Here is a 22009-nt window from a genome sequence, read left to right on the forward strand (position 1 = left end):
TCGATTATGGATGTGTAAACATCTGGACGGCTAAAATACCAAAAATCCATGAGAGGCATATGATGACTATTCAAAACCACACCCTCGGTTTCCCTCGCGTCGGCCTTCGTCGTGAGCTGAAAAAAGCGCAAGAGAGCTATTGGGCGGGTAACGCCTCCCGTGAAGAATTATTGGCGACAGGCCGTGAACTGCGCGCTCGCCACTGGGAACAGCAGAAACAAGCGGGTATCGATCTGCTGCCGGTCGGGGATTTCGCCTGGTACGATCACGTCCTGACAACCAGCCTGCTGTTGGGCAACGTTCCTGCCCGCCATCAGAATCAGGATGGCTCTGTTGATATTGACACTCTGTTCCGCATTGGCCGTGGTCGCGCACCGACCGGAGAGCCTGCGGCGGCGGCAGAAATGACCAAATGGTTTAACACCAACTATCACTACATGGTGCCGGAATTCACCAAAGGCCAGCAGTTCAAATTGACCTGGACTCAACTGCTGGACGAGGTGGATGAAGCGCTGGCGCTAGGTCACAAGGTGAAACCTGTTCTCTTAGGACCGGTAACCTATCTGTGGCTGGGCAAAGTGAAGGGTGAACAGTTTGATCGCCTGAGCCTGCTGAACGATATTCTGCCTGTTTACCAACAGGTACTGGCGGAGCTGGCAAAACGCGGTATCGAGTGGGTGCAGATTGATGAACCAGCGCTGGTGCTGGAGTTGCCGCAGGAATGGCTGGATGCGTTCAAACCGGCATACGATGCGCTCACCGGCCAGGTCAAACTGCTACTGACCACTTATTTTGAAGGCGTGACGCCGAATCTGAGTACCATCACCGCGCTGCCGGTGCAGGGCCTGCACGTTGACTTTGTTCATGGGAAGGATGACGTTGCTGAACTGCATAAACGTCTACCTGCCGACTGGCTGCTCTCGGCGGGGTTGGTAAACGGTCGTAACGTCTGGCGTGCCGATCTCACCGAAAAGTATGGGCAGATTAAAGACATCGTTGGCAAACGTGCGCTGTGGGTGGCATCTTCCTGCTCCCTGCTGCATAGCCCAATCGATCTTAGCGTGGAGACGCGTCTGGACGCGGAAGTGAAGAGCTGGTTTGCCTTTGCACTGCAAAAATGTGAAGAGCTGGCCCTGCTACGCGATGCGCTGAACAGCGGCGACACCAACGCTATTACCGAATGGAGTGCGCCGATTCAGGCTCGTCGCCACTCCACCCGCGTACACAATGCGGCGGTCGAAAAACGTCTGGCGGCGATTACTGCACGCGACAGCCAGCGTAATAGCGCCTATCCGGCGCGTGCTGAAGCCCAGCGTGCGCGCTTTAATTTACCGGCCTGGCCAACCACCACTATTGGCTCATTCCCACAAACCACAGAAATTCGCGGTCTGCGCCTGGATTTCAAAAAGGGCAATCTCGATGCCGGCAACTATCGTACGGGTATCGCCGAGCACATCAAGCAGGCGATTATTGAACAGGAACGCCTGGGCCTCGATGTACTGGTGCACGGGGAAGCTGAACGTAACGACATGGTGGAATACTTCGGTGAGCACCTCGACGGCTTCATCTTCACCCAAAACGGCTGGGTACAGAGCTACGGCTCCCGCTGCGTGAAGCCTCCGGTAGTGATTGGCGACGTCAGCCGCCCAGAAGCGATTACCGTGGAGTGGGCGAAATATGCGCAATCTCTGACCGAGAAACCGGTGAAAGGCATGCTGACCGGCCCGGTAACGATTCTTTGTTGGTCGTTCCCACGTGAAGATGTGACTCGCGAAACCATCGCCAAACAGATTGCGCTGGCGCTGCGTGATGAAGTGGCGGATTTAGAAGCCGCCGGTATCGGTATTATCCAGATTGATGAACCGGCGCTGCGTGAAGGTCTGCCGCTGCGTCGCAGCGATTGGGCGGCCTATCTCGAGTGGGGTGTGGAAGCCTTCCGCATCAATGCTGCGGTGGCGAAAGACGAAACGCAGATCCACACCCACATGTGTTATTGCGAGTTCAACGACATCATGGATTCCATCGCGGCGCTGGATGCTGACGTGATCACCATTGAAACCTCGCGTTCCGATATGGAACTGCTGGAGTCGTTCGAAGAGTTCGACTACCCGAACGAAATCGGGCCGGGCGTGTACGACATTCACTCCCCGAACGTGCCGAGCGTAGAGTGGATTGAAGCCTTGCTGAAGAAAGCCGAGCAGCGGATCCCAGCGGAACGCCTGTGGGTTAACCCGGACTGCGGTTTGAAAACCCGAGGTTGGCCGGAAACCCGCGCGGCGCTGGCGAATATGGTGAAAGCGGCGCAGAATTTACGCGAGGCGTAAAAACAAACGGAGGCGAAAGCCTCCGTTTTACTTTATTAAAAGGTTAGCCCTTTTTCCCGCCATACTGTGCAAACCATGCCAGCATCCTCTGCCAGCCATCTTTGGCCGACTCTTCATGATAGCTCGGGCGATAGTCCGCATTAAACGCGTGACCGGCCTCCGGGTAGACGACAATGTCAGCTTTCGCATTTGCCGCACGCAGCGCCTGGCGCATGGTTTCAACGGATTCAAGCGAGATCCCGGTATCCTGGCCGCCGTACAACCCCAGCACCGGCGCGCTCAAATCGACTGCGATATCAACCGGATGTTTCGGGCTGTTCAACGTTTTGTCGCCTGTCAGACGGCCATACCAGGCCACTGCGGCTTTGAGCTGCGGGTTATGCGCAGCATACAGCCACGCAATGCGCCCACCCCAGCAGAAGCCGGTCACGAATAGACGGTTGGCGTCACCGCCGTTACGTGCAGCCCAACTGGCAACATGGTCGAGATCGCCCAGCACTTGAGCGTCAGGGACTTTAGTGACAAGGCCGCTGAACAGCGATGGGATGTCGTCATAGTCGTTCGGATCTCCCTGACGAAAATAGAGCTCTGGTGCGATAGCCAGATAGCCCTCAAGCGCCAGACGGCGGCAGATATCGCGGATATGTTCGTGGACGCCAAAAATCTCCTGCACTACGATGATTACCGGGAGAGGCGCATCGCTATGTTTAGGGCGGGCGTGATAGGCCGGCAGCGTATCCCCCTGTGAGGGAATCGAGGTTTCTCCCGCCGTGATAGCCTCTTCGGGCGTATGGACGGTGGTCAAGGCATGAGGTGAAGCAGCAGGTGCAAATCCAGGTTGTTTGTTGATTGTCATGGCATTCTCCGTACCCTTGAAATGAACTCATAGCTGAATCACAGTGCCTCAATACGGCGTATTTTTGTGCAGCTGAGATTCACAATAACTTGTTAATGTGATGTGAATCACTAATTGCGTGGAATTTAATGTAATATTTTTATTCCTTAGTGATGGCAATCACGAAAAAGAGTCGTGGTCTTCTATAAAGTACATTTTTGCTTCTTCTGACAAAACTGAACCACAGAGGAGTTCTTTATGTCCAAGTCTGATGTTTTTCATCTCGGCCTCACTAAAAACGATTTACAAGGGGCTACGCTGGCTATCGTCCCCGGTGACCCGGAGCGTGTGGAAAAGATCGCCGCGCTGATGGAAAAGCCGGTAAAACTGGCATCTCATCGTGAATTCACCTCCTGGCGTGCTGAGCTTGATGGCAAGTCAGTGATCGTCTGCTCAACCGGTATCGGTGGCCCATCAACTTCCATTGCTGTGGAAGAACTGGCGCAGCTGGGTATCCGCACGTTCCTGCGTGTCGGTACCACTGGCGCAATTCAGCCAAACATCAACGTTGGCGACGTACTGGTGACAACGGCATCCGTCCGTCTTGACGGTGCGAGCCTGCACTTTGCGCCGATGGAATATCCAGCGGTGGCCGACTTTGCCTGTACCACTGCGCTGGTGGAAGCGGCGAAAGCCGTCGGTGCAACCACTCACGTGGGTGTGACCGCCTCTTCTGACACCTTCTACCCGGGCCAGGAACGCTATGACACCTTCTCTGGTCGCGTCGTGCGTAACTTCAAAGGCTCCATGGAAGAGTGGCAGTCAATGGGCGTGATGAACTACGAAATGGAATCTGCCACCCTGCTGACCATGTGCTCAAGCCAGGGTCTGCGTGCGGGTATGGTCGCTGGCGTTATCGTCAACCGTACCCAGCAGGAAATTCCTAACGCTGAAACCATGAAGAAAACCGAAAGTCATGCGGTGAAAATCGTGGTGGAAGCGGCGCGTCGTCTGCTGTAGTTTCCCCTCCTTGTGTAAAAGGCCGACTTGTTCGGCCTTTTTCTTTTTGCGTAGCACCTCGCAGGAAACTGCTTTAAAACTGGACGTTTATACAGCACAATTCTATTTTTGTGCAGATAACGGATATAAGCGGGGGGCGTTGTGGATATTGCCGTGGTGATTTATGCGTTGGTAGCGCTGGCAGGCATGGCGATTGGCTGGCTGGCGGCAAGCTATCGCGTAGCGCAGCAGCGGGCCGAACAGCTTGCGGAAGAACGCGATGTGTACGGCGAACTGAGCGCAGCGAAGCAGCAAATTGCCCAGAATGCCCATTGGCGTGAAGAGTGTGAATTGCTCAATAACGAGCTGCGCGGCCTGCGGGAACTCAACTCCTCTCTGGAGGTCGATCTCCGGGAAGTGACGACGCTGCTGGAAACCACCCGCCAGCACGGTGACGAAAAATATCGCCTGATGCTCAATAGCGAGCAGCGCCTGAGCGAGCAGTTTGAAAATCTGGCTAACCGCATCTTTGAGCAGAGTAATCGCCGCGTTGATGAGCAGAATCGTCAGAGCTTGCAGGGTCTTCTGACGCCGCTGCGTGAGCAGTTGGACGGCTTCCGCCGCCAGGTTCAGGACAGTTTTGGCCAGGAGGCGCGTGAACGGCATACTCTGGCGCATGAAATTCGCAACTTACAGCAGTTGAATGCCCAGATGGCGCAGGAGGCGGTCAACCTGACCCGGGCGCTGAAAGGCGATAATAAAACCCAGGGCAACTGGGGTGAAGTGGTTCTGACGCGTGTGCTGGAGGCTTCCGGGCTACGTGAAGGGCACGAGTACGAAACCCAGGTCAGCATCAATACGGATGCTAATTCCCGTATGCAGCCGGATGTTATCGTCCGTCTGCCGCATCGCAAAGATGTGGTGGTCGATGCCAAAATGACGCTGGTGGCCTACGAGCGCTATTTCAATGCGGAGGATGACTATACCCGCGAAGCGGCGCTGCAGGAGCACATTGCGGCGGTACGTAACCATATCCGCCTGCTGGGGCGTAAAGACTACCAGCAGCTGCCGGGGCTGCGTTCTCTGGACTATGTTTTGATGTTTATCCCTGTTGAACCTGCTTTTTTACTGGCGCTGGATAGGCAGCCAGAGCTAATAAGCGAAGCGCTAAAAAATAATATTATGCTGGTGAGCCCAACGACCCTGCTGGTGGCGCTACGCACCATTGCCAACCTGTGGCGCTATGAGCATCAAAGCCGCAATGCGCAACATATTGCTGAACGTGCCAGCCGCTTATATGACAAAATGCGCCTGTTCGTTGATGATATGTCGTCGATCGGACAGAGCCTCGATAAAGCGCAGGATAACTACCGCCAGGCGATGAAAAAACTCACCTCCGGGCGCGGGAATCTGTTGGCGCAGGCGGAAGCATTCCGCCATCTCGGCGTTGAGGTGAAGCGCGAGATTAATCCAGATCTCGTCGAGCAGGCCACGTCGCAGGATGATGAGTTCCGGCTGCGCGATGATGAAGAGCTGAATGATGGCAATCCGTTGGCGGCAGAGCGTCACTGATCCAGCGACGGGACGGATTTCGTAACGGGGTGGAATCGTAGGGCAATCGAGCCCAATCTGTTACACTCCATGAACATTTTCTTGATAAGCAGGCATAGAGATGGTTGAGGATTCACAAGAAACGACGCACTTTGGCTTCCAAACAATTGCCAAAGATCAGAAGGTAGACATGGTGGCGCATGTATTCCATTCTGTCGCCGCAAAATACGATGTTATGAATGACCTGATGTCATTCGGTATTCATCGTCTCTGGAAGCGTTTTACCATTGATTGCAGCGGCGTGCGCCGTGGACAGACAGTTCTCGATCTGGCGGGCGGCACCGGCGACCTGACGGCGAAATTCTCGCGTATGGTGGGTGAAACCGGGCGCGTGGTGTTGGCCGATATCAACGATTCCATGCTGAAGATGGGGCGTGAAAAGCTGCGTAACATCGGCGTCGTTGGTAATGTTGAATACGTGCAGGCGAACGCAGAAGCGCTGCCATTCCCTGATAACACTTTTGACTGTATCACCATCTCCTTTGGCCTGCGTAACGTCACCGACAAAGATAAAGCGCTGCGCTCCATGTACCGCGTGCTGAAACCGGGTGGCCGTCTGCTGGTGCTCGAATTCTCCAAACCGATTATCGAGCCGCTGAGCAAAGCCTACGATGCCTATTCATTCCACATTTTGCCGCGTATCGGTGAAATGGTGGCAAACGACGCCGACAGCTACCGCTATCTGGCGGAGTCCATCCGCATGCACCCGAATCAGGACACCCTGAAAGAGATGATGCAGGATGCTGGTCTGGAAAACGTTGAGTACTTCAACCTGACGGCCGGGATCGTCGCGCTGCATCGCGGTTATAAATTCTGATTGAGGTGCAGCTATGCCTTTAAAACCCTTAGTAACCGGCAGCATTGAAACCGCCATTAATACGCTGCTTTGGCGTGAGAAGGCTTTAAAGCCTGCGCGCCAACGTCTTATTGGCAAAGTGCTGCGCATTGAACTCAAAGAGTTCTCCTCGCCGCTGGTGTTGGTTTTCAGTGAACGTCAGGTTGATGTGCTGGGTGCGTGGGAAGGCGAGGCAGACTGCACCGTTATCACTCGCGTCAGCGTATTACCGCAGCTGCGTAACCGCCAGCAACTGACGGCGCTTATCCGCAATAACGATCTCGAAGTGCAGGGCGATCTCCAGGTGGTTCAAAACCTGGTGTCGCTTGCCGATCTTGCGGAGTTTGATCCTGCGGAACTGCTGGCGCCTTACACCGGTGATATTGCCGCGGAGGGCGTGAGTAAACTGCTGCGCGGCGGGGCGAAGTTTGTACAGCATGGGCTGGCTCGTCAGCAGCGTTATGTTGCGGAAACGCTGACCGAAGAGTGGCGGCTGGCACCGGGTGCATTGGAAATCGCCTGGTTTGCTGAAGAAGCAATGGCCGTAGAGCGCGAGCTTGCCGCACTGACCAAACGGTTGGAAAAACTGGAGGGGAAATGACGCCAGGAGAATTACGGCGCCTGTACTTTATCATCCGCACCTTTTTGAGCTACGGGCTTGATGAGCTCATTCCCAAAATGCGAATCACGCTGCCGCTGCGTATCGGGCGTCGGCTGCTGTTCTGGATGCCAAATCGCCACAAAAATAAACCGCTGGGTGAACGCCTGCGTCTGGCCTTGCAGGAGCTTGGCCCAGTGTGGATCAAGTTCGGGCAGATGCTTTCCACCCGCCGTGACCTTTTCCCGCCGAATATCGCCGATCAGCTGGTGATGCTGCAGGATCGCGTCGCCCCGTTTGATGGCAAGCTGGCAAAACAGCAAATTGAAAAATCGATGGGCGATATTCCTGTCGAAAGCTGGTTCGATGATTTCGACATTGAGCCGCTGGCTTCCGCATCGATTGCCCAGGTACACACTGCGCGCCTGAAAGAAAACGGCCAGGAAGTGGTTATCAAGGTCATCCGCCCGGATATCCTGCCGGTCATCAAAGCGGATATGAAGCTTATCTACCGCCTGGCGCGCTGGGTGCCTCGCCTGTTGCCGGATGGACGTCGTCTGCGTCCTTTGGAAGTGGTACGCGACTACGAAAAAACGCTGCTCGACGAACTGAACCTGCTGCGTGAAGCGGCTAATGCCATCCAGCTGCGGCGCAACTTCGAAAACAGCCCGATGCTGTATGTACCGGAAGTGTATTCCGACTACTGCCGCGTCGATATGCTGGTGATGGAGCGCATCTACGGTATTCCCGTATCCGATATTGAGACGCTGGAAAAGCAGAATACCAACATGCAACTGCTGGCTGAACGTGGCGTACAGGTGTTCTTTACCCAGGTATTCCGCGACAGTTTCTTCCATGCTGACATGCACCCCGGCAATATCTTTGTCAGCTACGAGCATCCGGATGATCCGCAGTACATCGGGATTGATTGCGGTATTGTCGGCTCGCTGAATAAAGACGATAAGCGCTATCTGGCGGAAAACTTCATCGCTTTCTTCAACCGCGATTATCGCAAAGTGGCTGAGCTGCACGTTGATTCCGGTTGGGTGCCCGCGGATACCAACGTCGAAGAGTTTGAGTTCGCTATTCGTACCGTGTGTGAACCTATCTTCGAAAAACCACTGGCAGAAATCTCGTTTGGCCACGTGCTGCTGAACCTGTTTAACACCGCGCGCCGCTTCAATATGGAAGTTCAGCCACAGCTGGTGTTACTGCAAAAGACATTACTTTACGTAGAAGGGGTAGGACGACAGCTCTATCCTCAGTTAGATTTATGGAAGACGGCAAAACCGTTCCTGGAGTCCTGGATTAAGGATCAGGTGGGTGTGCCGGCGCTGTTCCGTGCATTGAAAGACAAAGCGCCGTTCTGGATTGAAAAAATGCCGGAATTACCGGAGCTGGTTTACGACAGCCTGCGCCAAAGCAAGCAGATGCAGGCCAGTCTTGCAAAGATTTCGCAGGATATGGCAACGCATCACACTCGTCAGGGGCAGTCGCGTTATCTCTTTGGTATAGGCGCGGTTTTACTCCTGAGCGGTACAGTATTACTGGTTTACCGCCCGGAATGGGGCCTGACACCCGCATGGCTTATGGCCGGAGGATTGGTGGTATGGCTCGCAGGCTGGCGAAAGACGCGCTGATTTTTGCGTCGCTAACAGGGCGCTGCATAACGTATAATGCGCGCTGATTATTTCATCATCTATCAGAGGAACATGTATGGGTGGTATTAGTATTTGGCAGTTGCTGATTATCGTCGTTATCGTGGTTCTGCTTTTTGGGACTAAAAAGCTGAGCTCGCTTGGGTCGGATTTAGGCGCGTCCATCAAAGGCTTTAAGAAAGCCATGGGTGATGAAGACGAGAAGAAAGATAAACCGAGCCAGGATGCAGATTTCACTGCGCAATCAATTACTGATAAGCAGGAAAGTGCGAAGAAAGACGAAGCGAAACGCCACGACAACGAGCAGGTGTAATTCGTGTTTGATATTGGTTTCAGTGAACTGCTGCTGGTATTTGTGATTGGCCTTGTCGTATTAGGGCCAAAACGTCTACCGGTTGCAGTGAAGACGGTTGTTGGCTGGATCCGGGCGCTGCGCTCGCTGGCGACAACCGTACAAAATGAGCTGACGCAGGAGCTTAAACTCCAGGAATTTCAGGACAGCCTGAAGAAAGTGGAGAAAGCGAGTCTGGATAGCCTGACGCCTGAGCTGAAGGCTTCGATGGACGAGCTGCGCGAAGCGGCTGAGTCGATGAAGCGTTCTTACTCTGCGCACGATCCTGAAAAGGCGAGCGATGAGGCCAATACTATCCATAACCCTGTGGTGAAGGATAAGGAAGCCGCGCAGCCGACCACTGCCGATCCGCAGGTGGTGCATGCTGACGAACCCGTTTCGCCACCGGTAGAAGCTCCGGCGCCAGCCGCTGAGGCGGTCAAACCGGTAGAGAAAGAGAAAATTTCTGCGGCCGCGGTTCCTGATTCATCCCCCGCATCGAGTGATAAATCGTAAACATGAGCGTAGAAGATACTCAACCATTGATCGCTCATTTGATTGAGCTGCGTAAGCGTCTGCTTAACAGCATCATCGCGGTCATCGGTATTTTTCTGGCGTTGGTCTACTTCGCCAACGACATTTACCAACTGGTGTCAGCGCCGCTGATTAAACAGCTGCCGCACGGGGCGACGATGATCGCGACCGACGTCGCATCGCCGTTTTTCACGCCGATCAAGCTGACCTTTATGGTGTCGCTTATCCTCTCCGCGCCGGTCATTCTGTATCAGGTATGGGCGTTTGTCGCCCCTGCGCTGTATAAGCATGAACGTCGCCTGGTGATGCCGCTGCTGGTCTCCAGCACCCTGCTGTTTTACACCGGTATGGCGTTTGCCTACTTTGTGGTGTTCCCGCTGGCGTTTGGATTCCTGACGCATGCGGCCCCGGCTGGGGTGCTGGTATCCACGGATATCAAGAGTTATCTCGATTTCGTGATGTCGTTGTTCATCGCGTTTGGTGTGTCGTTTGAAGTGCCGGTCGCTATCGTGCTGCTGTGCTGGGTGGGCGTGACCACGCCGGATGATCTTCGCAAGAAGCGTCCGTACGTGCTGGTGGGTGCCTTCGTGGTTGGCATGCTGCTGACTCCGCCGGATGTGTTTTCGCAAACGCTGCTGGCCATCCCGATGTACTGTCTGTTTGAAGTGGGGCTGTTTTTCTCCCGCTTCTACGCCGGGAAGCGAGCGACGCGTGATGAAGACGCGGAAGCCGAAGAATCTGAAGAATAACCAACCGCCCGTCAGGGCGGTTGTCATATGGGAGCCATGATGTTTGATATCGGAGTTAATCTCACCAGCTCGCAGTTTTCCCGCGATCGCGACGAGGTTGTCGCGCGTGCCCGTGCGGCAGGCGTACACGGTATGCTGTTGACCGGAACCAATCGTCATGAAAGCGAGGAAGCGCAACGGCTGGCAGAGCGTTTTGAACGCTGCTGGTCTACCGCAGGTGTTCATCCGCACGATAGCAGCAGTTGGTCACCGGAAGTGGCCGAAGCAATCTATACGTTGGTGAATAAACCGGAAGTGGTGGCGGTGGGTGAATGCGGCCTGGACTTTAACCGCAACTTCTCCACACCCGCGGAGCAGGAAACGGCTTTTAGCGCCCAGTTGGCAATGGCCGCTGAGCTGGGAATGCCGGTATTCCTGCACTGTCGCGATGCGCACGATCGCTTCTTCGCGCTACTGGAGCCCTGGCTTGATCATCTGCCGGGTGCCGTGCTGCACTGTTTTACCGGCACGCGGGACGAACTGCAGGCGTGCCTGGATCACGGGCTGTTTATCGGTATTACTGGCTGGGTGTGCGATGAACGCCGGGGGCTTGAGCTGCGCGAGTTGCTGCCGATGATCCCGGCAGAACGCCTGTTACTGGAGACGGATGCGCCGTATTTATTACCGCGTGATATGACACCGAAACCGGCGTCACGACGCAATGAGCCGGCGTTTGTTCCGCATATTCTGGCGCGCGTCGCCGAATGGCGAGGCGAAGAAGCGCAATGGCTGGAAGGCGTCACAGACAACAACGTCAGACAGTTGTTTAATATCGACTTTTAACTCAGGCTTTACGGAAGTCGGTGTTTTTAACGCTCTGCTTGATCTGCTGGTTGAGCAGGTTGAGCAGCAGCATTGAACGCGCTTCGCCGTCAGGTTCAGCAAAGATAGCCTGTAACCCTTCGAACGCGCCTTCGGTGATGACGACGCTGTCACCAGGGTAAGGGGTTTCCGGGTCGGTGATGTCTTCCGGCTGATAGATGGAAAGCTGGTGAATGACTGAAGACGGAACCGTTGCGGGATGGATGCCAAAGCGGACAAAATGACTGACGCCGCGGGTCGCGTTAATGGTGGTAGTGTGAATCACTTCCGGGTCAAATTCCACAAACAGGTAGTTCGGGAACAATGGCTCGTTGACGGTAGTACGTTTACCGCGCACCATTTTTTCCAGGGCGATCATCGGCGTCAGGCAATTGACCGCCTGTCGTTCAAGATGTTCCTGGGCGCGCTGAAGTTGCCCACGTTTGCAGTACAGTAAATACCAGGCTTGCATAATGACTCATTTCCGCTCTTTAGCGTGAAAGCATAACAAAAGTGCAGTCAAATCGCGATGTTGATTATTACTGCTTTAATTTACGCTAATTTAACAAAATTACAGCATCACGGAACCATTCGCCGTATAATGAGGCGCTTACCAGGAGGCCAATAATTACCCCATGAAATACCAAGACCTACGCGACTTTCTGACACAGCTTGAGCAGCAGGGTGAGCTTAAGCGTATTAGCCTCCCGGTTGATCCCCATCTGGAAATTACCGAAATTGCCGATCGCACTCTACGTGCCGGTGGTCCCGCGTTACTGTTTGAAAATCCTATTGGTTATTCCATGCCGGTGCTGTGTAACCTGTTCGGTACCCCGAAGCGTGTGGCGATGGGGATGGGGCAGGAAGATGTCAGCGCACTGCGCGAAGTGGGTAAATTATTAGCCTTTTTGAAAGAGCCTGAGCCGCCGAAGGGCTTTCGCGATCTGTTTGATAAGCTGCCGCAGTTCAAGCAGGTGTTAAACATGCCGACGAAACGTCTGCGCGGCGCGCCTTGCCAGCAAAAAATTATCTCCGGGGATGACGTCGATCTGTCCCGTATCCCGGTGATGACCTGCTGGCCAGAAGATGCGGCTCCGCTGATTACCTGGGGATTGACGGTGACCCGTGGGCCGCACAAAGAGCGGCAGAACCTGGGGATTTATCGCCAACAGGTGATTGGTAAAAACAAATTGATTATGCGCTGGCTGTCGCATCGCGGCGGCGCGCTTGATTTTCAGGAGTGGTGCGCGGCGCATCCGGGTGAACGCTTCCCGGTGTCTGTCGCGCTAGGCGCCGATCCTGCCACTATTCTGGGGGCGGTGACGCCGGTACCGGACACCCTTTCCGAGTATGCCTTTGCTGGCCTGCTGCGCGGTACCAAAACCGAAGTGGTGAAGTGTCTTTCGAACGATCTGGAAGTTCCGGCCAGCGCCGAGATTGTGCTTGAAGGCTACATTGAGCCCGGTGAGATGGCGCCGGAAGGCCCGTATGGTGACCATACCGGTTACTACAACGAAGTGGATAACTTCCCGGTCTTTACCGTGACCCACATTACCCAGCGTGAAGATGCGATTTATCACTCGACCTATACCGGTCGTCCACCGGATGAACCGGCGGTGCTGGGCGTGGCGCTGAACGAAGTGTTCGTGCCGATTCTGCAAAAACAGTTCCCGGAGATTGTTGATTTCTATCTGCCGCCGGAAGGGTGCTCCTATCGCCTTGCCGTCGTCACCATGAAAAAACAGTACGCGGGACATGCAAAACGCGTGATGATGGGCGTATGGTCGTTTTTACGGCAATTTATGTACACAAAGTTCGTGATTGTCTGCGATGATGACGTGAACGCACGTGACTGGAACGATGTGATATGGGCGATTACCACCCGTATGGATCCTGCAAGGGATACCGTGCTGGTAGAAAACACGCCGATTGATTATCTTGATTTCGCCTCGCCGGTTTCCGGGTTGGGGTCGAAAATGGGGCTGGATGCCACCAACAAGTGGCCTGGGGAAACCCAGCGCGAGTGGGGCCGCCCGATTAAGAAAGATCCTGCCGTTACGGCGCGTATCGATGAAATCTGGGATGAGCTGGCCATTTTTTCCGACGATAAATGATAAATATCCCCCTAAATCATCAGTGGAGCATACGTCCTGGTATCGCCGATGATGATGGGGGAGAAGACCCGACAGAGGGAGCGCATGACAACCTTAAGCTGTAAAGTGACCTCGGTGGATGCGATTACCGATACGGTATATCGCGTTCGTTTAGAACCCGAAGCTGCCTTCTCATTTCGTGCCGGCCAGTATCTGATGGTGGTGATGGATGAGCGCGATAAACGCCCGTTCTCCATGGCCTCTACGCCGGACGAAAAAGCGTTTATTGAGCTGCACATCGGCGCCTCAGAGCTGAATCTGTATGCGATGGCCGTGATGGACAGAATTCTCAAAGAGCGCGAAGTGGTTGTTGATATCCCACACGGCGAAGCCTGGCTGCGCGATGAGGACGAACGTCCTCTGGTGCTGATTGCCGGCGGTACCGGCTTCTCGTATGTGCGTTCTATTTTGCTGACCGCGCTGGCGCGTAACCCGAATCGCGATGTTACGATTTACTGGGGTGGTCGTGAAGAGAAGCATCTGTACGATCTCTCCGAGCTGGAAGCGCTATCGGTGAACCATCCAAATCTGCGCGTCGAACCGGTGGTTGAACAACCGGAAGAGGGCTGGCGCGGACGTTCTGGTACCGTGCTGACGGCGGTGTTGCAGGATTACGGTACGCTGGCAAACCACGATATCTATATCGCTGGCCGCTTTGAAATGGCGAAAATTGCCCGTGACCTGTTCTGTAACGAACGCCAGGCGCGTGAAGATCGTTTGTTTGGTGATGCTTTCGCGTTTATCTGATACGTGGATAAAAAACCCGCCCCTGACAGGCGGGAAGAACGGCAACTAAACTTTTTTGTAATAAGGTTGCTTGCCGGGTAGCGACGCTGGCGCGTTCTATCCGGACGATCACATTGCTTGCCCCGGTCCCGTTATGCGGTACCGGGGCATGTTTTTTATACCCGCTCGATAACCGTCGCGATGCCCTGGCCTAAACCGATGCACATAGTCGCCAGACCAAACTGCGCGTCTTTGCGTTCCATCAGGTTCAGCAAGGTGGTGGTGATACGCGTACCGGAGCACCCTAGCGGATGGCCCAGCGCAATCGCACCGCCGTTGAGGTTGATCTTCTCGTCAATCTGCTCCATCAGCCCCAGATCTTTGATGCACGGCAGGATCTGCGCGGCAAATGCTTCATTCATCTCAAACAGATCAATATCGCTTGCCGAAAGCCCCGCTTTTTTCAGCGCCAGCTTTGACGCCGGAACCGGGCCGTAACCCATAATCGAAGGGTCGCAGCCGACAACCGCCATTGAACGGATACGGGCGTGTGGCGTTAAGCCCAGCGCGCGCGCGCGGCTTTCGCTCATCACCAGCATCGCGGAGGCGCCGTCGGAGAGGGCAGAAGAAGAACCTGCCGTAACGGTACCGGTGACCGGATCAAACGCCGGGCGCAGAGTGGACAGCGCTTCAACGGTGGTCTCCGGGCGGATAACCTCGTCGTAGTTAAACTGTTTCAGCACGCCGTCTGCGTCATGGCCGCCGGTAGGAATGATTTCATTCTTAAAAGCACCGGATTGAGTCGCAGCCCAGGCACGTGCATGGGAGCGAGCAGCGAACGCGTCCTGCATTTCACGGCTGATACCGTGCATGCGGGAGAGCATTTCTGCCGTGAGGCCCATCATACCTGCCGCTTTTGCGACGGTACGGCTCATGCCCGGGTGGAAATCGACGCCATGGCTCATCGGCACGTGGCCCATGTGTTCAACGCCGCCGACCATACAAACCTGCGCATCGCCGGTCATGATCATTCGCGCCGCGTCGTGCAGAGCCTGCATGGAAGAACCACACAGACGGTTGACGGTATTCGCCGGAACCGAATGAGGAATTTCCGCCAGCAGCGAGGCGTTACGAGCAATATTGAAGCCCTGCTCCAGCGTCTGCTGCACGCAGCCCCAATAGATGTCGTCGATAGCCGCGGCTTCCAGCGCCGGATTACGCGCCAGCAGGCTACGCATCAGATGAGCAGAGAGATCCTCCGCGCGCACGTTGCGGAACGCGCCGCCCTTTGAACGGCCCATTGGGGTACGAATTGCATCAACAATAACAACCTGTTCCATCGTGACTCCTTAAGCCGTTTTCAGCTCACCAACCGGGCGGGCTGGCTCAACCGGGGGATAGTACGCTTCGTTGTGGCGGGCTTTGTCGCGCAGACCGGCCGGAACTTCATACAACGGGCCGAGATGCTGATACTGCTGCGCCATGTCGAGGTACTTCGCGCTGCCGAGCGTATCCAGCCAGCGGAACGCGCCGCCGTGGAACGGAGGGAAGCCGAGACCGTAAACCAGCGCCATATCGGCTTCAGCTGGGGTTGCGATAATGCCTTCTTCCAGACAACGTACCACTTCGTTGACCATCGGGATCATCATACGGGCGATGATCTCTTCTTCGCTGAAGTCACGTTTTGGTTGGCTGACGTCGGCCAGCAGGCTGTCCACCGCCGGGTCTTCTTCTTTCTTCGGCTTACCTTTGCTGTCTTCTTTATAGCGCCAGAAGCCCAGACCATTTTTCTGCCCGTAGCGGCTGGCATCGAACAGCGCATCGATAGCATCGCGGTAATCTTTGTGCATTCGCTGTGGGAAGCCAGCGGCCATAACGGCCTGCGCGTGGTGCGCGGTATCAATACCGACCACATCCAGCAGGTAAGCAGGGCCCATTGGCCAGCCGAAGACTTTTTCCATCACTTTATCGACTTTGCGGAAGTCGGCGCCATCGCGCAGCAGCTGGCTAAAACCGGCAAAGTAAGGGAACAGCACGCGGTTGACGAAGAAGCCTGGGCAGTCGTTAACCACAATCGGGGTTTTACCCATTTTGCTCGCCCAACTGACCACTTTCGCAATGGTGCTGTCGGAGGTCTTCTTACCGCGGATGATTTCAACCAGCGGCATACGGTGCACCGGGTTGAAGAAGTGCATCCCGCAGAAGTTTTCTGGACGTTCAAGCGCATCGGCCAGCTCACCAATAGGAATAGTCGAAGTGTTGGAGGCCAGCACAGTATCCGGGCGAACCTTTTGTTCGGTCTCGGCCAGCACCGCTTTTTTGACTTTCGGATTTTCGACGACGGCTTCAACGACAACGTCAACGCGGTCAAAACCTGCATAGTCGAGGGTCGGTTGAATGGTGGAGATAACCCCCGCCAGCTTCAGACCGTCAATCTTTCCGCGCTCCAGCTGTTTGTTGAGCAGTTTGCTGGCTTCGTTCATGCCAAGCGTTAGCGACTTCTCGTTAATATCCTTCATGATAACCGGCACGCCTTTCCAGGCGGACTGGTAAGCGATCCCGCCACCCATGATGCCGGCGCCAAGTACAGCGGCATGTTTCGGTGGTTCGGTGTTTTTGGTCAGTTTCTTCGCCTGACTTTTTACGAATTGGTCGTTGAGGAAAATGCCGACCAGCGCACGGGCTTCATTAGAATGGGCCAGTGGGACAAAACTTTTATTTTCCAGATTCAGTGCTTCTTCACGGCCGAAACGGGCCGCGGCTTCGATGGTCTTCACCGCCGTGATCGGCGCCGGGTAGTGTTTACCCGCCGTCTGCATCACCATGCCTTTAGCGATAGTGAAACTCATGGTCGCTTCAATCTTGCTGAGCTTCAGCGGCTCCAGCTTAGGTTGACGCTTGGCTTTCCAGTCGAGATCGCCGTTAATCGCCTGGCGCAGAACAGCCAGCGCGCCATCAAACAGTTTCTCCGGCTTAACTACACCGTCAACCAGACCCAGTTTCAACGCTTGTTCGGCGCCAACATCTTTGCCCGCGGCGATAATTTCCAGTGCGCTATCCGCTCCGAGCAGACGTGGCAGACGCACGGAGCCGCCAAAGCCTGGCATGATGCCTAGTTTTGTTTCCGGCAGGCCGATACGCAGGTCCGGTGTCGCCAGACGGAAATCGGTGGCCAGCACGCATTCGCAGCCGCCGCCCAGCGCATAGCCATTGATGGCAGAAAGGGTTGGGACCGGTAAATCTTCCAGACGGTTAAAGACGCTATTGGCGAAATGCAGCCACTGGCTGAACTGTTCTTCAGGTACCAGGAACAGCGAAAGGAATTCGGTGATATCCGCGCCGACAATAAAGGCCGCTTTTTCAGAGCGCAGCAGCAGCCCTTTCAGCTCTTTTTGTTTTTCGAGGACGTCGAGCGCCTGGCCGAGGCTGGCGACGGTCGCGGTATCAAGTTTGTTCACGGAGCCGGGGGCATCGAACACCAGTTCGGCAATGCCATCTTCCAGCCAGTTGAGATATAGGGTGTCGCCTTTGTAGAGCATGTCAGTCTCCTGAATCCAGCAAGGTGATCTGGTCGTACCAGATAAAGTCGAGTGTGTATTTTGTGTTAAATAAATGCAAATGAGTCTTTAAATATTTGCTGGTCGGATCACGTCCGGTGTAAATCACGCAGGCTGAATGAGGTGTGCTAATATGCGGGGACTTGAGGGCAAAAAATTCAGAAGGGTAAATAATGGAATCACTGGCCGCACTTTATAAAAATCATATCCTTACCTTACAAGAGCGGGCGCGTAACGCACTCGAGCGTTCTAAGCTTGATGCGCTGCTTATCCACTCTGGCGAGCTGATGAATGTTTTTCTGGATGACCACGCGTACCCGTTCAAGGTCAACCCACAGTTTAAAGCCTGGGTGCCGGTGACTCAGGTACCTAACTGCTGGCTGTTGGTTGATGGGGTGAATAAACCTAAGCTGTGGTTCTACCTGCCGGTCGATTACTGGCACAACGTTGAACCGCTACCGACTTCGTTCTGGACGGAAGATGTTGAAGTCATTGCCCTGCCAAAGGCTGACGGTATTGGCAGCCTGCTGCCGGCTGACCGTGGCAATATCGGTTATATCGGTCCGGTTCCGGAGCGTGCGCTGGGTCTCGGCATCGCCGCCAACAACATCAACCCGAAAGCAGCGATTGATTACCTGCACTACTATCGCGCCTATAAAACCGATTATGAACTGGCCTGTATGCGTGAAGCGCAGAAGATGGCGGTTAACGGGCATCGCGCGGCGGAAGAAGCCTTCCGTTCTGGAATGAGCGAGTTTGACATCAACCTCGCTTACCTGACTGCTACCGGCCACCGCGATACCGATGTGCCTTATGGCAACATCGTGGCGCTGAACGAGCACGCTTCCGTGCTGCACTACACTAAACTCGATCACCGTGCGCCGTCTGAAATTCGCAGCTTCCTGCTTGATGCCGGAGCGGAGTACAACGGTTATGCCGCTGACCTCACCCGCACTTGGGCGGCGCACAGCGACAACGACTATGCGCATTTGATTAAAGATGTGAACACCGAACAGCTGGCGCTTATCGCCACTATGAAGGCGGGCACCAGCTATGTGGACTATCACATTCAGTTCCATCAGCGGATTGCCAAACTGCTGCGTAAGCATCAGATCGTGACCGACATGAGCGAAGAGGCGATGGTGGAAAACGACCTGACCGGGCCGTTTATGCCGCACGGTATCGGCCATCCGCTGGGTCTGCAGGTTCACGATGTTGCGGGCTTTATGCAGGATGATACCGGTACGCATCTGGCGGCTCCGTCCAAATATCCGTACCTGCGCTGCACCCGTATGCTGGAGCCGCGTATGGTCCTGACCATTGAGCCGGGCATCTACTTTATTGAGTCTCTGCTCGCGCCGTGGCGTGAAGGTCAGTTCAGCAAACACTTCAACTGGCAGAAAATTGAAGCGCTGAAGCCGTTCGGTGGCATTCGTATTGAAGATAACGTAGTTATCCACGAGAACAATATCGAAAACATGACGCGTGATCTGAAACTGGCGTAATGGATAGCTGGCGAATACCGGCCGAGTCGGTCACCTTTGTTGAAGAGATCAAAAAAAGCCGTTTTATTACCCTGTTGGCGCATACCGACGGGGTAGAGGCGGCAAAGGCGTTTGTTGAGTCGGTTCGTGCGGAACACCCTGATGCCCGCCACCACTGCGTGGCGTGGGTTGCGGGTAGGCCTGACGATTCACAACAGCTTGGCTTCTCGGACGATGGTGAACCGGCGGGCACGGCCGGAAAACCGATGCTTGCCCAGCTGATGGGCAGCGGTATCGGCGAAATCACCGCCGTAGTGGTGCGCTACTACGGCGGTATTCTATTGGGGACCGGTGGTCTGGTGAAGGCCTACGGTGGCGGAGTGCAGCAGGCGCTCAATCTATTGACGACGCAGGTTAAGACACCGCTAACGGAATATACTCTGTTATGTGAATACGGACAGTTGGCGGGTGTCGAAGCGTTGGTTGAACAGCATGCGGGCCTCATTGTTGCCAGCGATTATCAAGCAGCGGTGCAGCTTCGCGTGGCGCTTCCTCAGGCTAAGGTGTCTGATTTTTCCACAAGACTGGCCGATTTTAGTCGTGGTTCATTGCATTTATTAGCGATTGACGAATAATCCCCCTCCTGACTTTTTTGAATATCAAAGGACGCGCCGGAAATGCATTTTCGTGCCATTACTCGAATTGTTGGACTTCTGGTCATCTTATTCTCGGGGACAATGATCCTGCCGGGATTGGTGGCTTTGATTTACCGCGATGGCGCCGGGCGCGCATTTACCCAGACCTTTTTTGTCGCACTGGCGATTGGTTCGCTGCTGTGGTGGCCGAACCGTCGGGAAAAGGGCGAGCTGAAATCGCGCGAAGGGTTCCTGATCGTCGTCCTGTTCTGGACGGTGCTGGGGAGCGTGGGTGCGCTGCCGTTTATCTTCTCCGAGCAACCGAACCTGACGGTGACCGATGCGTTCTTTGAGTCATTCTCGGGGTTAACCACCACTGGGGCGACGACGCTGGTGGGGCTGGACTCGTTACCTCACGCTATCCTCTTTTATCGACAAATGCTGCAGTGGTTTGGCGGTATGGGGATCATTGTGCTGGCAGTGGCGATTCTGCCAATCCTCGGCGTTGGTGGGATGCAGCTTTATCGTGCGGAGATGCCAGGGCCGCTGAAAGACAACAAAATGCGGCCGCGTATCGCCGAAACGGCCAAAACGCTATGGCTTATCTATGTGCTACTGACTGTGGCGTGCGCGCTGGCGCTATGGTTTGCCGGGATGCCGGCGTTTGATGCTATCGGCCACAGTTTTGCGACAATCGCTATCGGCGGTTTCTCAACGCACGACGCCAGCGTCGGCTTCTTTAATAGCCCGACCATCAACACCATCATTGCTATCTTCTTGCTGATCTCCGGCTGTAACTACGGTCTGCACTTCTCTTTATTAAGTGGGCGAAGCCTGAAGGTTTACTGGCGCGACCCGGAATTCCGCATGTTTATCGGTGTTCAGCTAACGCTCGTGGTTATCTGTACGTTGGTCCTATGGTTCCACAATATCTACGCATCTGCGGTAACGACGCTAAATCAGGCCTTCTTCCAGGTTGTCTCGATGGCGACTACGGCGGGCTTCACCACCGACAGTATTGCGCGCTGGCCGTTATTCCTGCCGGTACTTCTATTATGTTCGGCATTTATCGGTGGCTGTGCGGGGTCGACGGGCGGTGGTCTGAAGGTGATTCGTATTCTGCTGTTGTTTAAACAGGGGAACCGCGAACTCAAACGCCTCGTCCACCCGAATGCGGTCTACAGCATTAAGCTGGGCAGCCGCGCGCTACCGGAACGAATTCTTGAAGCGGTGTGGGGATTCTTCTCTGCTTATGCGCTGGTCTTTATTATTAGTATGTTGGCGATCATCGCGACCGGTGTAGATGACTTCTCGGCGTTTGCTTCCGTTGTGGCAACGCTCAACAACCTCGGCCCAGGGCTTGGCGTGGTGGCGGATAACTTTGCCAGTATGAATCCGGTGGCGAAGTGGATCCTGATTGCGAATATGCTATTCGGTCGTCTTGAGGTCTTTACGTTGTTGGTGCTCTTTACTCCAACATTCTGGCGCGAATAACAGGAGTCCGCGTTGAAAACATTAATGCTATTTTCTACCCGTGATGGGCAGACGCGCGAAATTGCCGCCTATCTTTGCTCTCAGCTCCATGAACTGGGTGCGGATACGGCGCTGATTGATCTGAATCGTACGGATGATATTGAGTGGCAGCTGTATGATCGAATCATCATTGGTGCTTCTATTCGTTATGGCCATTTCCACCCGGTGCTCGACCGTTTTGTGAAAAAGCATGCCGCGGCGTTGCAGGCAGTACCCAGTGCGTTCTTCTCGGTGAACCTGGTAGCACGTAAACCTGAGAAGCGTTCACCACAGACTAATAGCTACACGCGCAAGTTCTTGCTGCGTTCTCCATGGCAACCGGATAGCTGCGCGGTGTTTGCGGGAGCTTTACGTTATCCACGTTATGGATGGTTCGACCGCTTTATGATTCGTCTTATTATGAAGATGACCGGTGGCGAAACGGATACCAGTAAAGAGGTGGTTTATACCGATTGGCAACAGGTCGCAGATTTCGCCCGTGAAATAGCGCAACTTTCACGCAAATAGGGCGGTAATTCGACGGATCGCCTGGAAAGTGAGCGAACGAAAACATTTTTCATATTTATGCTTGCGGGATCTCAATTTCCCCCTATAATGCGGCCCCACT

General features: G+C 54.7%; 20 protein-coding genes. 16 read left to right on the forward strand and 4 right to left on the reverse strand.

Annotation, left to right across the window (positions count from 1 at the left end):
• Positions 1-62 precede the first annotated feature (62 nt).
• The gene (metE, locus tag LZ634_RS00335; RefSeq protein WP_234501791.1) at positions 63-2324 is read left to right on the forward strand and encodes a 5-methyltetrahydropteroyltriglutamate--homocysteine S-methyltransferase; all 2262 of its coding nucleotides are present in this window, start codon (positions 63-65) and stop codon (positions 2322-2324) included.
• Positions 2325-2367: 43 nt separating this feature from the next.
• Here metE and LZ634_RS00340 read toward each other — a convergent pair whose 3' ends face one another.
• Positions 2368-3180: a dienelactone hydrolase family protein gene (locus LZ634_RS00340; protein ID WP_234501773.1), complete on the reverse strand. Its 813-nt coding sequence runs from the start codon at positions 3178-3180 to the stop codon at positions 2368-2370.
• Positions 3181-3417: 237 nt separating this feature from the next.
• On the opposite strand from LZ634_RS00340, the gene udp reads away from it, so the two are divergent.
• The 9 genes from udp (at position 3418) to tatD (ending at position 11296) form a co-directional block, all read left to right on the forward strand.
• On the forward strand, positions 3418-4179 hold the full coding sequence (gene udp, locus LZ634_RS00345; protein WP_234501774.1) for a uridine phosphorylase: 762 nt from the start codon (positions 3418-3420) through the stop codon (positions 4177-4179).
• A 141-nt stretch (positions 4180-4320) separates the two neighbouring features.
• On the forward strand, positions 4321-5730 hold the full coding sequence (gene rmuC / locus LZ634_RS00350) for a DNA recombination protein RmuC (RefSeq protein ID WP_234501775.1): 1410 nt from the start codon (positions 4321-4323) through the stop codon (positions 5728-5730).
• 100 nt (positions 5731-5830) lie between these two features.
• Positions 5831-6586, forward strand: a complete 756-nt coding sequence (gene ubiE, locus LZ634_RS00355) for a bifunctional demethylmenaquinone methyltransferase/2-methoxy-6-polyprenyl-1,4-benzoquinol methylase UbiE (protein ID WP_234501776.1) — start codon at positions 5831-5833, stop codon at positions 6584-6586.
• A 13-nt stretch (positions 6587-6599) separates the two neighbouring features.
• Positions 6600-7205, forward strand: coding sequence for a ubiquinone biosynthesis protein UbiJ (gene ubiJ, locus LZ634_RS00360; RefSeq protein ID WP_234501777.1), 606 nt, complete (start codon positions 6600-6602; stop codon positions 7203-7205).
• On the forward strand, positions 7202-8842 hold the full coding sequence (ubiB, locus tag LZ634_RS00365; RefSeq protein ID WP_234501778.1) for a ubiquinone biosynthesis regulatory protein kinase UbiB: 1641 nt from the start codon (positions 7202-7204) through the stop codon (positions 8840-8842). Before ubiJ ends, ubiB begins: the two co-directional genes overlap by 4 nt.
• A gap of 76 nt (positions 8843-8918) precedes the next feature.
• On the forward strand, positions 8919-9173 hold the full coding sequence (tatA, locus tag LZ634_RS00370; RefSeq protein ID WP_052283968.1) for a Sec-independent protein translocase subunit TatA: 255 nt from the start codon (positions 8919-8921) through the stop codon (positions 9171-9173).
• A gap of 3 nt (positions 9174-9176) precedes the next feature.
• Complete coding sequence (gene tatB / locus LZ634_RS00375; protein ID WP_234501779.1) at positions 9177-9707, forward strand: Sec-independent protein translocase protein TatB; 531 nt, start codon at positions 9177-9179, stop codon at positions 9705-9707.
• 2 nt (positions 9708-9709) lie between these two features.
• The gene (gene tatC, locus LZ634_RS00380; RefSeq protein WP_234501780.1) at positions 9710-10474 is read left to right on the forward strand and encodes a Sec-independent protein translocase subunit TatC; all 765 of its coding nucleotides are present in this window, start codon (positions 9710-9712) and stop codon (positions 10472-10474) included.
• 27 nt (positions 10475-10501) lie between these two features.
• Positions 10502-11296: a 3'-5' ssDNA/RNA exonuclease TatD gene (tatD, locus tag LZ634_RS00385; protein WP_234501781.1), complete on the forward strand. Its 795-nt coding sequence runs from the start codon at positions 10502-10504 to the stop codon at positions 11294-11296.
• 1 nt (position 11297) lies between these two features.
• Here the strand turns inward: tatD and rfaH are convergent, their stop codons facing one another.
• Positions 11298-11786: a transcription/translation regulatory transformer protein RfaH gene (gene rfaH / locus LZ634_RS00390; protein ID WP_234501782.1), complete on the reverse strand. Its 489-nt coding sequence runs from the start codon at positions 11784-11786 to the stop codon at positions 11298-11300.
• A 163-nt stretch (positions 11787-11949) separates the two neighbouring features.
• Here rfaH and ubiD point away from each other — a divergent pair, with 163 nt between their 5' ends.
• The gene (gene ubiD / locus LZ634_RS00395; protein ID WP_234501783.1) at positions 11950-13428 is read left to right on the forward strand and encodes a 4-hydroxy-3-polyprenylbenzoate decarboxylase; all 1479 of its coding nucleotides are present in this window, start codon (positions 11950-11952) and stop codon (positions 13426-13428) included.
• A gap of 84 nt (positions 13429-13512) precedes the next feature.
• Positions 13513-14214, forward strand: a complete 702-nt coding sequence (gene fre, locus LZ634_RS00400; RefSeq protein ID WP_234501784.1) for an NAD(P)H-flavin reductase — start codon at positions 13513-13515, stop codon at positions 14212-14214.
• Positions 14215-14369: 155 nt separating this feature from the next.
• On the opposite strand, the gene fadA is transcribed toward fre, so the two are convergent.
• On the reverse strand, positions 14370-15533 hold the full coding sequence (fadA, locus tag LZ634_RS00405) for an acetyl-CoA C-acyltransferase FadA (RefSeq protein ID WP_234501785.1): 1164 nt from the start codon (positions 15531-15533) through the stop codon (positions 14370-14372).
• Between the two features lie 9 nt (positions 15534-15542).
• Complete coding sequence (gene fadB / locus LZ634_RS00410; protein WP_234501786.1) at positions 15543-17732, reverse strand: fatty acid oxidation complex subunit alpha FadB; 2190 nt, start codon at positions 17730-17732, stop codon at positions 15543-15545.
• 191 nt (positions 17733-17923) lie between these two features.
• Between fadB and pepQ the strand changes: the two genes are divergently transcribed.
• The 4 genes from pepQ to hemG are packed head-to-tail and all read left to right on the forward strand — an operon-like array spanning position 17924 to position 21909.
• The gene (gene pepQ, locus LZ634_RS00415; RefSeq protein WP_234501787.1) at positions 17924-19255 is read left to right on the forward strand and encodes a Xaa-Pro dipeptidase; all 1332 of its coding nucleotides are present in this window, start codon (positions 17924-17926) and stop codon (positions 19253-19255) included.
• Positions 19255-19869 (forward strand): IMPACT family protein, encoded by a 615-nt coding sequence (locus LZ634_RS00420; protein ID WP_234501788.1) that lies wholly within the window; start codon positions 19255-19257, stop codon positions 19867-19869. Before pepQ ends, LZ634_RS00420 begins: the two co-directional genes overlap by 1 nt.
• A gap of 42 nt (positions 19870-19911) precedes the next feature.
• A complete protein-coding gene (gene trkH, locus LZ634_RS00425; RefSeq protein WP_052283979.1) occupies positions 19912-21363 on the forward strand; it encodes a Trk system potassium transporter TrkH in 1452 nt (483 codons plus the stop codon).
• A gap of 12 nt (positions 21364-21375) precedes the next feature.
• Complete coding sequence (gene hemG / locus LZ634_RS00430) at positions 21376-21909, forward strand: menaquinone-dependent protoporphyrinogen IX dehydrogenase (protein WP_234501789.1); 534 nt, start codon at positions 21376-21378, stop codon at positions 21907-21909.
• The last annotated feature ends 100 nt before the right edge of the window (positions 21910-22009 follow it).

The sequence above is a fragment of the Kluyvera intermedia genome (genome assembly GCF_021440345.1).
GTDB classification, from domain to species: Bacteria; Pseudomonadota; Gammaproteobacteria; order Enterobacterales; family Enterobacteriaceae; genus Kluyvera; species Kluyvera intermedia_A.

Excerpts from the sequence above, each read along its gene's own strand:
- pepQ (WP_234501787.1), top strand. The coding sequence starts at position 17,924 with ATGGAATCACTGGCCGCACTTTATAAAAATCATATCCTTACCTTACAA.
- ubiE (WP_234501776.1), top strand. The coding sequence starts at position 5,831 with ATGGTTGAGGATTCACAAGAAACGACGCACTTTGGCTTCCAAACAATT.
- tatC (WP_234501780.1), top strand. The coding sequence starts at position 9,710 with ATGAGCGTAGAAGATACTCAACCATTGATCGCTCATTTGATTGAGCTG.
- metE (WP_234501791.1), top strand. The coding sequence starts at position 63 with ATGACTATTCAAAACCACACCCTCGGTTTCCCTCGCGTCGGCCTTCGT.
- fadB (WP_234501786.1), bottom strand. The coding sequence starts at position 17,732 with ATGCTCTACAAAGGCGACACCCTATATCTCAACTGGCTGGAAGATGGC.
- udp (WP_234501774.1), top strand. The coding sequence starts at position 3,418 with ATGTCCAAGTCTGATGTTTTTCATCTCGGCCTCACTAAAAACGATTTA.
- ubiB (WP_234501778.1), top strand. The coding sequence starts at position 7,202 with ATGACGCCAGGAGAATTACGGCGCCTGTACTTTATCATCCGCACCTTT.
- rfaH (WP_234501782.1), bottom strand. The coding sequence starts at position 11,786 with ATGCAAGCCTGGTATTTACTGTACTGCAAACGTGGGCAACTTCAGCGC.
- trkH (WP_052283979.1), top strand. The coding sequence starts at position 19,912 with ATGCATTTTCGTGCCATTACTCGAATTGTTGGACTTCTGGTCATCTTA.
- ubiJ (WP_234501777.1), top strand. The coding sequence starts at position 6,600 with ATGCCTTTAAAACCCTTAGTAACCGGCAGCATTGAAACCGCCATTAAT.
- fadA (WP_234501785.1), bottom strand. The coding sequence starts at position 15,533 with ATGGAACAGGTTGTTATTGTTGATGCAATTCGTACCCCAATGGGCCGT.
- tatA (WP_052283968.1), top strand. The coding sequence starts at position 8,919 with ATGGGTGGTATTAGTATTTGGCAGTTGCTGATTATCGTCGTTATCGTG.
- tatD (WP_234501781.1), top strand. The coding sequence starts at position 10,502 with ATGGGAGCCATGATGTTTGATATCGGAGTTAATCTCACCAGCTCGCAG.
- LZ634_RS00340 (WP_234501773.1), bottom strand. The coding sequence starts at position 3,180 with ATGACAATCAACAAACAACCTGGATTTGCACCTGCTGCTTCACCTCAT.
- LZ634_RS00420 (WP_234501788.1), top strand. The coding sequence starts at position 19,255 with ATGGATAGCTGGCGAATACCGGCCGAGTCGGTCACCTTTGTTGAAGAG.
- fre (WP_234501784.1), top strand. The coding sequence starts at position 13,513 with ATGACAACCTTAAGCTGTAAAGTGACCTCGGTGGATGCGATTACCGAT.
- ubiD (WP_234501783.1), top strand. The coding sequence starts at position 11,950 with ATGAAATACCAAGACCTACGCGACTTTCTGACACAGCTTGAGCAGCAG.